Source organism: Pseudomonas sp. CH235, from assembly GCF_004368175.1.
Lineage (GTDB): Bacteria > Pseudomonadota > Gammaproteobacteria > Pseudomonadales > Pseudomonadaceae > Aquipseudomonas > Aquipseudomonas paraglycinae.
The window spans coordinates 101,594-115,156 of sequence record NZ_RRZJ01000010.1 but is presented as its reverse complement, the minus strand read 5'-3'; the positions used below and the strand labels follow the sequence as shown (position 1 = coordinate 115,156).

General features: G+C 62.2%; 11 protein-coding genes. 7 read left to right on the top strand and 4 right to left on the bottom strand.

Annotation, left to right across the window (positions count from 1 at the left end):
- Nucleotides 1-26: 26 nt before the first annotated feature.
- Entirely contained in the window at nucleotides 27-1,340 is a 1,314-nt protein-coding gene (locus tag EIY71_RS13305) for an ATP-binding protein (protein ID WP_007952691.1), read from the bottom strand.
- 114 nt (nucleotides 1,341-1,454) lie between these two features.
- The gene (gene ompR / locus EIY71_RS13300; RefSeq protein WP_007952694.1) at nucleotides 1,455-2,195 is read right to left on the bottom strand and encodes a two-component system response regulator OmpR; all 741 of its coding nucleotides are present in this window, start codon (nucleotides 2,193-2,195) and stop codon (nucleotides 1,455-1,457) included.
- A gap of 360 nt (nucleotides 2,196-2,555) precedes the next feature.
- On the opposite strand from ompR, the gene EIY71_RS13295 reads away from it, so the two are divergent.
- From EIY71_RS13295 to tauD, 7 genes are all read left to right on the top strand, one after another.
- Nucleotides 2,556-4,880, top strand: coding sequence for a Tex family protein (locus tag EIY71_RS13295; protein ID WP_134021959.1), 2,325 nt, complete (start codon nucleotides 2,556-2,558; stop codon nucleotides 4,878-4,880).
- Nucleotides 4,880-5,263: a PaaI family thioesterase gene (locus EIY71_RS13290; protein WP_102687497.1), complete on the top strand. Its 384-nt coding sequence runs from the start codon at nucleotides 4,880-4,882 to the stop codon at nucleotides 5,261-5,263. The genes EIY71_RS13295 and EIY71_RS13290 overlap by 1 nt, the downstream gene beginning before the upstream one ends.
- A 214-nt stretch (nucleotides 5,264-5,477) precedes the next feature.
- Nucleotides 5,478-7,061: a glutamate--cysteine ligase gene (gene gshA, locus EIY71_RS13285; protein ID WP_085746339.1), complete on the top strand. Its 1,584-nt coding sequence runs from the start codon at nucleotides 5,478-5,480 to the stop codon at nucleotides 7,059-7,061.
- A gap of 346 nt (nucleotides 7,062-7,407) precedes the next feature.
- Nucleotides 7,408-8,385 carry a taurine ABC transporter substrate-binding protein gene (tauA, locus tag EIY71_RS13280; protein WP_134021957.1) on the top strand — a complete coding sequence of 326 codons (978 nt, stop codon included), beginning with the start codon at nucleotides 7,408-7,410 and terminating at the stop codon, nucleotides 8,383-8,385.
- A 16-nt stretch (nucleotides 8,386-8,401) separates the two neighbouring features.
- Nucleotides 8,402-9,196 carry a taurine ABC transporter ATP-binding subunit gene (gene tauB, locus EIY71_RS13275; RefSeq protein WP_011331959.1) on the top strand — a complete coding sequence of 265 codons (795 nt, stop codon included), beginning with the start codon at nucleotides 8,402-8,404 and terminating at the stop codon, nucleotides 9,194-9,196.
- Nucleotides 9,193-10,032 carry a taurine ABC transporter permease TauC gene (gene tauC / locus EIY71_RS13270; RefSeq protein ID WP_064382739.1) on the top strand — a complete coding sequence of 280 codons (840 nt, stop codon included), beginning with the start codon at nucleotides 9,193-9,195 and terminating at the stop codon, nucleotides 10,030-10,032. The genes tauB and tauC overlap by 4 nt, the downstream gene beginning before the upstream one ends.
- 57 nt (nucleotides 10,033-10,089) lie before the next feature.
- Nucleotides 10,090-10,932, top strand: coding sequence for a taurine dioxygenase (gene tauD / locus EIY71_RS13265; protein WP_129974194.1), 843 nt, complete (start codon nucleotides 10,090-10,092; stop codon nucleotides 10,930-10,932).
- A 234-nt stretch (nucleotides 10,933-11,166) separates the two neighbouring features.
- Here tauD and mgrA read toward each other — a convergent pair whose 3' ends face one another.
- Nucleotides 11,167-12,204, bottom strand: a complete 1,038-nt coding sequence (mgrA, locus tag EIY71_RS13260) for an L-glyceraldehyde 3-phosphate reductase (RefSeq protein ID WP_134021955.1) — start codon at nucleotides 12,202-12,204, stop codon at nucleotides 11,167-11,169.
- Between the two features lie 39 nt (nucleotides 12,205-12,243).
- Nucleotides 12,244-13,563, bottom strand: a complete 1,320-nt coding sequence (locus EIY71_RS13255) for an LLM class flavin-dependent oxidoreductase (RefSeq protein WP_134021953.1) — start codon at nucleotides 13,561-13,563, stop codon at nucleotides 12,244-12,246.

Here is a 13,563-nt window from a genome sequence, read left to right as displayed (position 1 = left end):
TTGAAACTTGCCGCTTGAGGCTGCCGTTAAACGGCATCTCTTGGCAGCATCAATCCCAGCGGCAATCGAACCCGTGCTTCCAGTCCGCCACCGGAGCGGTTGCGCAGTTCGACATTGCCGCCGTGCATCGACGCAATCCGCTTCACGATCGCCAAGCCCAGCCCGGTGCCCTTCCCGCCCCGGGCACGATCGCCACGGGTGAACGGGTTGAAGATCGCCTCAAGTTCGGAAGGATCGATCCCCGCCCCACGGTCCATCACGCTCAGCACCACATACGGCGCACTGGTGTCACCGGATACATACGCCGCGACGTCCACGCTGCCGCCAGCATGATTCAACGCGTTGCCAATCAGGTTGTTCAGCAAGCGCTTCATCGACACCCGACGCAACGGAAACGGCTGGATCGGCTCCAGGCGCAGGCGCACTTTCTCTTCGGTCTGGTTATAGGGCGCCGCCACTTCACGCACCAGATCGCTGAGATCCACCTCCTCCACCGACTCGTCCCGACCATCACGAATGAAGGCGAGGAACTGGTCGAGGATCGCGTCCATGTCTTCGATGTCACGCACCATGTCGTCGGTCAGGTCGGTGCGATCGCCCATCAACTCCAGTGACAGCCGCAGACGGGTAAGCGGCGTCCGCAGGTCATGGGATACCCCCGCCAGCATCAGCTCACGCTCGCGACCGGCCTGCTCGACGTCTTCGGCCATCTGGTTGAAGGCGCGATAAACCTCGGCCATTTCGCTGGGGGTGTCGCTGATAGGCAGGCGCACGCTGCGGCCCTGGCCGAGTTGCCGGGCAGCGTAGACCAGACGCTTCAGTGGCTGGTTGAGCTGGCTGACAAAAATCCACGCAGACGCCGTGGACAGCAGGCCGATCGCCAGGAACCAGCCGAGCACGTTCCAGATTTTCTGGCCACGCAACGGGTGTGGATACAGCGGGACTTTCAGCCAGCCATCCCCCAGGCTCGGCGCGCGAACCCACAAGGCCGGCGGCGAGTGCATGCGCAAGCGCACTTCGGTGTCGGCACCCAGTTCCGCCTGCATCTGCCGCTGGTAGATTTCGCTGTACGGCCAGTGCTGTTCGCCTTCCGGCACACCGGCACCGACCACGCGGATCAGGGTCGCGGCATCGGCGATTTTCGCGCGGTTCTCTTCGTCGGCGGCCCAGTAGGCACGCAACGTCAGGGCGACGCCGTGACTGTATTGGCGATCCACCAGCACGTCCTCGTTCATCAACAGATAAACCAGGGTCAATGCCTTGGAAAACAATACGACGATGAGCACCAGCCACAGGGTGCGGGAGAAAAAACTTTGGGGGAACCAGACGGGGGTTTTCATGGATAACCGCTACACACTTGCAGGAGCGAGCAATGCTCGCATATTGCGGATTGCGAGTCTGCGCTGACGGCGTTTCCGACCGTTTCCCGCAGACCCGCTCCTACAAATCACCCATCACTTGGTGGAGTTGCCATCCGGCACGAACACGTAGCCGACACCCCAGACGGTCTGGATGTAGCGCGGCTTGGACGGATCGGGTTCGATCATCCGGCGCAGACGGGAAATCTGCACGTCGATGGAACGCTCAAGGGCATCCCACTCACGGCCACGGGCCAGGTTCATCAGCTTGTCGCGGGTCAGCGGCTGACGAGCGTTCATCACCAGGGCCTTGAGTACCGCAAACTCACCGGTGGTGAGCATGTGCACTTCGTCGCCGCGCTTGAGTTCGCGGGTAGCCAGGGACAGCACGTAATCGCCGAACGTGACGTTTTCTTCTTCACTGCCCGGCGCGCCCGGCACCGGCGCGGCCTGACGGCGCAGCACGGCTTTGACGCGAGCCATCAGCTCGTCCGGGTTGAAGGGCTTGGCCAGGTAATCGTCGGCGCCCAGTTCCAGGCCCTTGATACGGCTCAGTTCGTCGCCCTTGGCGGTAAGCATGATGATCGGAATCTGATTGTTCGCGCCCCGCAGGCGGCGGCAAGCGGTCAGGCCGTCTTCGCCCGGCAGCATCAGGTCGAGGACGACCAGGTTGAACACTTCACGCGACAGCAGACGATCCATCTGCTCGGTATTCGGTACGGCGCGGGCACGGTAGCCCTTGCTGACGAAAAAGCGTTCCAGCAGGCTGCTCAGCCCCGGATCGTCGTCAACGATGAGAATTTTTTCGCCTTCAGCAGTTTGTGCAGTGCTGCTCATTGGATGCTCCTTTTAGCTCGGCGCGCATTATGGCGTAGCTGCCGTTATACGCACCGTGTGCATTGTTAGCAGATTTTTCCTTCACTGCCAGAAAACCGGGGCTTGTGCCTACAGACTGCGTCGCCCCCGAATGACAGAACGCTGGTTATAATGCGCGGCCTTTTGTGTCAGGCAACGTCTGAATCGTTACCGCAGGTGGCCGTCCCTTATTTTCATGGGCGCCGCAGTAATTGTTCGATTTCACGGGTCAATGGGATGCCTTTTGACCCAGGCAGCGGCCAGCATCAAGCCGCCCTACCAGACTCCGGGCCTTTATTTACGCGCCTGCGAGACTGCTTTCACAATTTGTCAGGTGGTTTTATGGACAGCATCAACAGCCGCATCGCCGAGGAACTCGGCGTACGCCCACAACAGGTCGAAGCGGCCGTCGCGCTACTCGATGAAGGCTCTACCGTTCCCTTCATCGCCCGTTACCGGAAAGAAGTGACCGGCAGCCTCGATGACACCCAACTGCGTCATCTGGAAGAGCGTCTGCGCTACCTGCGAGAACTCGACGAACGGCGCATCAGCATTCTTTCCAGCATTCAGGAGCAGGGCAAACTCACCCCTGAGCTGGAGCGCGAAATCAAACTCGCCGACACCAAGACCCGCCTCGAAGACTTGTACCTGCCGTACAAGCAGAAGCGCCGCACCAAGGGCCAGATCGCCCTGGAAGCCGGCCTCGGCGAACTGGCCGACGGCCTGTTCAACGACCCGTCGCTGACCCCGGAAACCGAAGCCGCGCGCTTCGTCGACGCCGAAAAAGGCGTGGCCGATGCCAAGGCTGCACTGGAAGGCGCCAAGTACATCCTCATGGAGCGCTTCGCCGAAGACGCCAACTTGCTGGAAAAACTGCGCACCTACCTGAAGCAGGAAGCCACCCTCAGTGCCCGCGTGATCGCCGGCAAGGAAGAGGAAGGCGCGAAATTCCGCGATTACTTCGAACACGACGAACCGCTGAAAAGCATGCCGTCGCACCGCGCGCTGGCGATTTTCCGTGGCCGCAACGAAGGCATTCTCAGCTCCGCGCTGAAAGTCGGCGAAGAGCTGCCGGGCACCCTGCACCCGTGCGAAGGCATGATCGGCCAGCACGTTGGCATCCAGAACCAGAACCGTCCGGCCGACAAATGGCTGAGCGAAGTGGTGCGCTGGACCTGGAAGGTCAAGCTCTACACCCACCTGGAAACCGACTTGCTGGGCGAGCTGCGCGACGGCGCCGAAACCGAAGCGATCAACGTGTTCGCCCACAACCTGCACGACCTGCTGCTGGCCGCCCCGGCCGGTCCGCGCGCGACTCTGGGCCTCGACCCGGGCCTGCGTACCGGTTGCAAGGTTGCGGTGGTCGACTCCACCGGCAAGCTGCTGGATCACGCCACGGTTTACCCGCACGTGCCGCACAACAAATGGGATCAGACCATCGCCATCCTGGCCGCCCTGTGCGCCAAGCACTCGGTCGATCTGATCGCCATCGGCAACGGCACCGCCAGCCGTGAAACCGACAAACTGGCGATCGAACTGATCAAAAAATACCCAGCGATGAAAATGACCAAAGTCATGGTCTCCGAAGCCGGCGCATCGGTGTATTCGGCATCGGAACTGGCAGCCAAGGAATTCCCGGATCTGGACGTGTCGATCCGTGGCGCGGTATCGATCGCCCGTCGTCTGCAGGATCCGCTGGCCGAACTGGTGAAAATCGATCCGAAATCCATCGGTGTCGGCCAGTACCAGCACGACGTGTCGCAGCTGAAACTGGCGCGCGGCCTGGACGCCGTGGTCGAGGACTGCGTGAACGCCGTGGGCGTGGACGTAAACACTGCCTCCGTGGCGCTGCTGGCGCGGATCTCCGGCCTCAACGCGACCCTGGCGCAAAACATCGTGGCCCACCGTGACGAACACGGCGCGTTCAAGACCCGCGCGGCCTTGAAGAAAGTCGCGCGTCTGGGCGAGAAAACCTTCGAACAGGCCGCCGGCTTCCTGCGTGTGATGAACGGCGACAACCCGCTGGATTCCTCGGCCGTTCACCCGGAAGCCTATCCGCTGGTACAACGCATCGCCGCTGAAACCGACCGCGACATTCGCTCGCTGATCGGTGACGCGGCGTTCCTCAAGCGTCTGGATCCGAAGAAATTCACCGACGAGACTTTCGGTCTGCCAACCGTCACCGACATTCTGCAGGAACTGGAAAAACCGGGCCGCGACCCGCGTCCGGAGTTCAAGACTGCCGAGTTCCAGGAAGGCGTCGAGGACCTGAAGGACCTGCAACTGGGGATGATCCTCGAAGGCGTGGTGACCAACGTGACCGCGTTCGGTGCGTTCGTCGACATCGGCGTGCATCAGGACGGTCTGGTGCACATCTCGGCGCTGTCGGAGAAGTTCATCAAGGATCCGCGCGAAGCGGTGAAGGCCGGTGACGTGGTGAAAGTGAAGGTCATGGAAGTCGACATCCCGCGCAAGCGCGTCGGCCTGTCGATGCGCATGAGCGACACCCCGGGCGAGAAGATCGATGGTGCCCGTGGCTCGCGTCCGGGCTCGGCGCCACGCCAGTCGCAGGGTTCGGCGCCACGCAAGGAAAGCACCCCGGCGGCTCCGGTGAATAACGCGATGGCGTCGCTGTTTGCCAACGCCAAGCAGTTGAAGAAACGCTGATGGATATGCCAGCCGGGCTCGTCGAGAGCGCGTTTTTCAAGCTGTTGGGCTGCCGCCTGCACAGCCTGGAAACCGGGGTGGCGCAAGTCGCCCTGGCGCTGGAACCCGAACTGCGCAATCGCGGCGGCAAGCTGCACGGCGGCGCGCTGTTCAGTCTGGTCGATATCGCCATGGGGCTGGCCTGCTCCAGCACCCACGGCTTTGACCAGCAGAGCGCGACCATCGAGTGCAAGATCAACTACATCCGCGCCGTCTCCGAAGGCGAGGTGATGTGCACGGCGCGGGTGATCCACCCGGGCCGGCGCACGCTGGTGGTCGAAGCCGACGTGATGCAGGGCGACAAACTGGTCGCAAAAGCGCAAGGCACGTTCGCTGTCCTGTAGATGTTGTTCATCATTTTGAGTTAATTTCGGCGCTGTGATCGCAGCGTCGGAGTTTTCCTCGCCCGCGTCTGCCAGATTCAGGGACTGAAGTTGGCGTTTCCAATGGGGCTTTCATGGCCCGAAAACCAGGCGAAAACGCCAGTTTCAACTTCACCCTTGTAGACCGTCCTGCCCACCCCCATATTGGGGCGACTGACGCGTGAAGGAATCCAAATTGAGCGAACTTCTCAACCGCCGCCTGGCTCTGCTCGGCGAGCGCGCTAACCTCTCTCTGCTTGAGCAGTGCCTTCACGGTATCGAACGTGAATGCCTGCGCGTGAACGGCGAAGGCCGCCTGGCCCAAACGCCGCACCCTGAAGCCCTGGGTTCCGCGCTGACCAACGAACAGATCACGACCGACTATTCCGAGTCGCTGCTGGAGTTCATCACGCCTGCCCTGCCAGACCCGGCCGATACCCTGGCGAGCCTGGACAAGATTCATCGCTTCGCCTACAGCAAGCTCGGCAACGAGTACCTGTGGAGTCCATCGATGCCGTGCCCGTTGCCGGCCGAGGAAGATATCCCGATCGCCTATTACGGCACCTCCAACATCGGTCAGCTCAAGTACGTCTACCGCAAGGGCCTGGCTCTGCGTTACGGCAAGACCATGCAGTGCATCGCCGGGATTCACTACAACTTCTCCCTGCCGGAAAAACTCTGGCCGTTGCTCAAGGAAGCCGAAGGCTTCATCGGCACCGACCGGGATTTCCAGTCGTCGTCTTACATCGCGCTGATCCGTAACTTCCGCCGCTACAGCTGGCTGCTGATGTACCTGTTCGGTGCTTCGCCGGCGCTGGACGCGGGTTTCCTGCGCGGTCGTGCGCACCAGCTGGAACAGCTGGATCCGGACACCCTGTACCTGCCCTACGCCACCAGCCTGCGCATGAGCGACCTCGGTTACCAGAGCAACGCCCAGGCCGGTCTGACCCCTTGCTACAACGACCTGGCGAGCTACACCGACAGCCTGCGCAAAGCGGTGGCCACGCCGTACGCGCCGTACGTCGAAGTCGGCACGCACCAGGATGGCGAGTGGGTGCAACTGAACACCAACATCCTGCAGATCGAAAACGAGTACTACTCCAACATCCGCCCGAAACGCGTGACCTACACCGGCGAGCGGCCGATCCAGGCCTTGATGGCCCGTGGCATTCAGTACGTCGAAGTACGCTGCCTGGACATCAACCCGTTCCTGCCGATGGGCATCGACCTCACCGAGTCGCGCTTCCTCGACGCGTTCCTGCTGTACTGCGCGCTGAACGAAAGCCCGCTGCTGACCAACAACTCCTGCGGCAACGCCACCTCCAACTTCCTCAGCGTGGTCAAGGAAGGTCGCCGTCCGGGCCTGCAATTGCAGCGCGACGGCCAACCGGTGGAGCTGAAGGAATGGGCCGCCGAACTGCTGGAAAAAATCGCTCCGCTGGCGGCGCTGCTGGATCAAAGCCACGGCGGCGATGCCCACAGCAAGGCGCTCGATGCGCAACTGGCCAAGGTCAAGGATTCGTCCCTGACGCCTTCGGCTCAGGTGCTGGCGGCGATGGCCACGCACAAGGAAAGCTTCGCGCAATTCTCCCTGCGCCAGAGCCAGGCCCACGCCGAGTTCTTCCGCAGCGAACCGTTGGCGGCTGAGGAACAGGCGAAGTTTGAAGAACTGGCGCGTTCGTCGCTGGCGCAACAGGCTGACCTTGAGCAGAACGAGGTGGGCGATTTCGACGTGTTTGTCGGGTCGTATCAGGCGAGTATTTTGGCGATCAGCAACTGATTGATCGGCGTTGGATCGCAGCCCCCTCACCCTAGCCCTCTCCTGGTGGGAGAGGGGACTGACCGCAGTGTTTATCAGAGCTACGCCGACTTGAAATACCGAGCCGAACTCCGATTGTGAAAAGCCCTCGATCGGCTCCCTTTCCCCCTCGCCCCCTTGGGGGAGAGGGCTGGGGTGAGGGGGTAAGGATTTCAAGTCCGAACCGATAATCCGAAAAGCCCCCACTCTCCCACGCTTAGATTTTTCCGCTCATAAGCTCATTCTAAAAAGTTATTTATTTTTAGATTCTTAGATCATTTAGTCTCCTTTCACGCCGACGCTCGGTCGCCTGATATGGAGCTCTTCAATGAAACTGAATTTCCCGCTTCGCCTGCTGGCCGTGGCCTCTCTGGCTGCTGCGAGTTTCCTGGCTCAGGCCGCCGACCTCACCGTCGCCTACCAGACCACCGTTGACCCGGCGAAAGTCGCCCAGGCCGACGGCGCCTACGAGAAAGCCACCAAGGCCGACATCAACTGGCGCAAATTCGATAACGGTGCCGACATCATCGCCGCCATCGCCTCCGGCGACGTGCAGATCGGCTACCTCGGTTCCAGCCCGCTGACCGCTGCGATCACCCGCAAAGTTCCGGTGGAAACCTTCCTCATCGCCACCCAGATCGGCGCCGCCGAAGCACTGGTCGCCCGCGACGGCTCCGGCATCAAGACCCCGCAGGATCTGATCGGCAAAAAAATCGCCGTGCCGTTCGTGTCCACCGGTCACTACAGCCTGCTGGCCGCGCTGAAGCACTGGAACATCGACCCGTCGAAAGTCACCGTCCTCAACCTCGCCCCGCCAGCGATCATTGCCGCGTGGAAACGCGGTGACATCGACGCCACCTACGTTTGGGATCCGGCGCTGGGTGTGGCCAAGGAAAACGGCAAAGTGCTGATCACTTCCGGCGAGCTGGCCAAGTTCGGCGCGCCGACCTTCGACGCCTGGATCGTGCGCAAGGACTTCGCCGAGAAGCACCCGGAAATCGTCACCGCATTCGCCAAGGTCACCCTCGACGCCTACGCCGACTACCGCAAGGATCCGAAAGCCTGGCTGGCCAATCAGAGCAACGTCGACAAGCTGGTGAAACTCTCCGGCGCCAAAGCCAGCGACATCCCATTGCTGCTGCAAGGCAACGTCTACCCGCTGGCAGCGGATCAAGTCAGCGACCTCGGCGCTCCGACCACCAAAGCCATCACCGACACCGCTGCGTTCCTCAAGGAGCAAGGCAAGGTCGAAGCGGTACTGCCGGACTACGCGCCGTACGTCAGCGCCAAGTACATCACCAACTGATCGGGAGTTAACTGCGATGGCCTTGCTACAGCTGGAGCGCATCAGCGCACAGTATCCCGGCAGCCCGGAACCGGTACTGTCCGACATTTCCCTGACCCTCGGCCCTCAGCAATTGCTGGTGGCCCTCGGCCCGTCCGGCAGTGGCAAGACTTCGCTGTTGAACCTGATTGCCGGTTTCGTCGAACCGAGCGCCGGCCGCATCACCCTCGACAACGTGCCGGTCAAAGGTCCGAGCGCCGAACGCGGCGTGGTGTTCCAGGACGACGCCCTGCTGCCCTGGCAGGACGTGCTGGCCAACGTGGCTTTCGGTCTGGAACTGGCCGGTGTGGCCAAGGACAAACGCGAACAGCGTGCCCGGGAAATGCTCGCGCTGGTCGACCTTTCCGGTTTTGAACACCGTCGCATCTGGCAGCTTTCCGGCGGCCAGAAGCAGCGCGTCGGCCTGGCCCGCGCCCTCGCCGCCGATCCGCGTGTTTTGCTGATGGATGAGCCCTTCGGTGCCCTCGACGCCTTCACCCGCGAACAGATGCAGGAGCTGTTGCTGCAAGTTTGGCAACGCACCGCCAAACCGGTGTTCCTGATTACTCACGACATTGAAGAAGCGGTGTTCCTCGCCACTGACCTGATTCTGCTCGCGCCGAATCCGGGGCAGATCGTCGAGCGCCTGCATCTCGACTTCGGCCAGCGTTACGCCGCCGGCGAATCGGCACGGGCGATCAAGTCCGATCCGCGCTTCATCGAAACCCGCGAACACGTGCTGGCCAAAGTGTTCTCGCAACGCAGCGCCGTTCAGCGGCAGGAGCGCGCATGAGCAGTTACGACGTTTCCGCCACCGCCGTGAAACCCGCCGCCACATCGGTGGTGATTCCCGTGCGTCGCAGCCTCAGCACCCGCTGGATCAGCCTGCTGACCCTGTTCGCGTTGCTGGTGATCTGGTGGGCCGTCACGGCCACCGGTCTGATCGAACCGCTGTTCCTGCCGCCACCGTCCGCCGTGCTGCAAAAAGGCTGGTTGCTGGCGACCACGGGCTACATGGATTCGACGCTGTGGCAGCACTTGGGTGCGAGCCTCAGCCGCATCGGTCTGGGCCTCGGTTTTGCGATTCTGACCGCGGTGCCGGTGGGCATTGCCATCGGTGCCAACCGCATCGCCCGTGGCGTGCTCGATCCGCTGATCGAGTTCTACCGGCCGATTCCGCCACTCGCCTATCTGCCGCTGATCGTGATCTGGTGCGGTATCGGCGAGTTGTCGAAAGTGCTGCTGATCTACCTGGCGATTTTTGCCCCGATCGCGATTGCCACCGCCACCGGCGTGCGCACCGTCGACCCGGCCAAATTGCGCGCCGCGCAGTCACTGGGCGCCACTCGCGCACAACTGATCCGCCATGTGATTTTGCCAAGCGCCCTGCCAGACATTCTGACCGGTGTGCGCATTGGCCTCGGTGTCGGCTGGTCGACGCTGGTCGCCGCCGAACTGATCGCGGCCACCAGCGGCCTGGGCTTCATGGTGCAGTCGGCCGCGCAGTTCCTGGTCACCGATGTGGTGGTGCTGGGGATTCTGGTCATCGCCCTGATCGCCTTCGCGATGGAGATGGGCCTGCGCGCCCTGCAACGCAAACTGGTGCCGTGGCACGGCCAGGCCCACTGATTTTTCAGCACTGACTACCCCGACAGTTTCGGGGCCCCGGAATTGAAGAGAACCACCATGAGCAGCCTGAACATCACCCCTTTAAGCTCGGCCCTCGGCGCACAGATCAGCGGCGTCGACATCAGCCAGCCGCTGAACCTGGAACAGCGCGACGCCATCGAGCAGGCACTGCTCAAATACCAGGTGCTGTTCTTCCGTAATCAACCGATCGAGCCGTCGCAGCAAGCGCGTTTCGCCGCTTACTTCGGCGATCTGCACATTCACCCGATCTACCCGAACGTGCCGGAACAGCCGGAAGTGCTGATCCTCGACACCGCCGTCACCGACGTGCGCGACAACGCGATCTGGCACACCGACGTGACCTTCCTGCCGACCCCGGCCATGGGCGCGGTGCTCAGCGCCAAGCTGCTGCCGGAATTCGGTGGCGACACATTGTGGGCCAGCGGGATTGCCGCGTATGAGGCGCTGTCGGCGCCAATGAAAGCGCTGCTTGAAGGGCTGACTGCGACTCACGATTTCACCCGATCCTTCCCGCTGGAGCGCTACGGCACCACGCCGGAAGCACTGGCGCAGTGGGAAGCCGCGAGGCGCAAAAATCCACCGCTGTCGCACCCGGTGATTCGCACGCATCCGGTGAGCGGACGGCGTTCGCTGTTCGTCAACGAAGGGTTCACGTCGAAGATCAATGAGCTGTCGGAGACCGAGAGCGAAGCGGTGTTGAAGTTCTTGTTCGCGCATGCGACGCGGCCGGAGTTCACCATTCGCTGGCGCTGGCAGAAGGATGACATTGCATTCTGGGATAACCGCGTGACCCAGCATTACGCGGTGGATGACTACCGGCCGGCGCGGCGAGTGATGCAGCGGGCTACGGTGTTGGGGGATGTGCCGTTTTTTCGCTGAGCCTTTAACGCCAGAGCAAAATCAAGAGCCCCCTCACCCTAACCCTCTCCCGGAGGGAGAGGGGACTGACCGAGGTGTTTTGTCGCTATACACCGACCTGAAATATCGAATCGAACTCAGGTTTGAAAAGCACGGAGATTTGCTCCCTTTCCCCCTCGCCCCCCTGGGGGCGGTCCGACGTTTCGGGAGGGCTGGGGTGAGGGGGTGGATCTATCTGACCCACCCCAGTTTCGATCACTCCGCCGTCGAAGGCTTCTCCCAAAGATTGATCCCGCCCTCCTGGGCAAACCGGTCAATCTCCGCCAGTTCCTCCGCACTGAAGCTCAGGTTCTTCAACGCCCCGACGTTCTCGACAATCTGCTCTGGTCGGCTCGCACCGATCAGCGCCGAAGTCACCCGCGGATCCCGCAGCGTCCACGCCAATGCCAGTTGCGCCAGGCTCTGGCCACGACGTTTGGCGATTTCATTCAACGCCCGCACATGAGCAATGTTGGCCTCGGACAAGTGCGAAGACAGCAACGAGCCACCGCCCGGACGATTGACCCGCGCATCCGCCGGCACGCCGTTGAGGTATTTGTCGGTCAGCAAACCTTGCGCCAGCGGAGTGAATGCAATCACGCCGGTGCCGAGTTCGTCGGTGGTGTCGAGCAGGTCCTTTTCCACCCAGCGGTTGAGCAGGTTGTAGGCCGGTTGGTGAATCAACAGCGGCACTTTCCACTCTTTGAGCAACGCGGCGATTTCGCGGGTTTTCACCCCGGAGTACGACGAGATACCGATGTACAACGCCTTGCCCTGCTGCACCGCAGTGGCGAGGGCGCTGGCGGTTTCTTCCAGCGGGGTGTCCGGGTCGAAGCGGTGCGAATAGAAGATATCCACATAGTCCAGGCCCAGGCGTTGCAGGCTTTGGTCGAGGCTGGCCAGCACGTATTTGCGCGAACCACCACCCTGGCCGTAAGGGCCGGGCCACATGTCCCAGCCGGCCTTGCTGGAGATGATCAGTTCGTCGCGATACTGCTTGAAGTCTTCGCGCAGCAGACGGCCGAAGTTGATCTCGGCGCTGCCGTAGGGCGGGCCATAGTTGTTGGCCAGGTCGAAGTGGTTGATGCCCAGGTCGAACGCCGTGCGCAGCAACGAGCGCTGGGTGTCGATCGGCGTGCTGTCGCCGAAGTTGTGCCACAGGCCCAGGGACAGCGCCGGCAGCACCAGACCGCTGCGTCCGACGCGGCGGTAAGGGATGGAGTCATAGCGGTTTTCGGCAGCGGTGTAAGTCATCGAATCCTCTCTTGTCGGTCTTGAATCAGGTGTCGATTGCTACGCAAATCTATTGCCGGGCCGGGCGAGGCCAAGGTTCTGGCGCAAGGTCCGGCCCTCGTATTCGGTTCTGAACAGCCCACGCCGTTGCAGTTCCGGGACCACGCCATTGGCGAAGTCTTCGAGCCCGCCGGGCAGATGTGGCACCAGCACGTTGAAACCGTCCGCCGCGCCCTGCTCGAACCATTCCTGCAAACGGTCGGCAATCTGCGCCGGAGTGCCGACGACGCTGTAATGCCCGCGACCGCCAGCGATTCTGCGACCCAGTTCGGCCAGGGTCAGATGTTCTCGGCCGGCCAGTTCGGTCAGCAGTTTCTGTCGGCTTTGCTGGCCGCTGTCAGTCAGCGGCAACTCCGGCAGCGGCCCGTCCAGCGGGTACTTCGACAGATCGAAGTTGCCCAGCATACGCCCAAGCAGGGCGACGCCAACCTCGGGTTCGACCAATTGCTGAAACGTTTCACATTTTTCCTGCGCTTGGGCTTCCGTCTGCCCGACCACGACAAACACGCCGGGCATGATTTTCAGCGAATCGGCACTGCGTCCGTACTTCGGCAAGCGGCCCTTGAGGTCGGCGTAGAAGGCTTGGGCGCTGGCCAGTGAAGTCTGCGCGGTGAACACCACTTCGGCCGTCTGCGCCGCCAGTTCACGCCCGGTTTCCGACGAGCCGGCCTGCACGATCACTGGCTGCCCCTGTGGCGAACGCGCGACATTCAGCGGGCCTTTGACCTTGAAGTGCTCGCCGACGTGATTCAGCACGTGCAGCTTTTCCGGGTGGTAATACGCGCCGCTGGCCTTGTCGCGAATGAAGGCATCGTCCTGCCAACTGTCCCAAAGCCCGGTGACCACCTGATGAAATTCCCGGGCGCGGCTGTAGCGTTCGGCGTGACCGATGTGTTCGTCGCGGCCGAAGTTCTGCGCTTCGGCGGCGTTGTCCGAGGTCACCAAGTTCCACCCCGCTCGCCCGCCGGACAGGTGATCGAGCGAAGCGAACTTGCGCGCCACGTGGTACGGCTCGTTGTAGCTGGTGGTCGCGGTGGCAATCAGGCCGATGTGCTCGGTCACCGCGCTCAAGGCCGAGAGCAACGTCAACGGTTCGAAGTGATCCGAACGGGCCATGCGGCTGGCGATGTCCTGGGTCGGGGCGGCGACGCTGTCGGCGACGAACAGAGTGTCGAACTTCGCCGCCTCGGCAATCTGCGCCAGGCGTTTGTAATGGGCGAAATCCAGCCCGGCGTTGGCCGGCACTCCCGGGTGACGCCACGCGGCAACGTGGTGCCCGGTGGCCATGAGGAACGCGCCGAGTTTCAGCTGTCTGCTCAT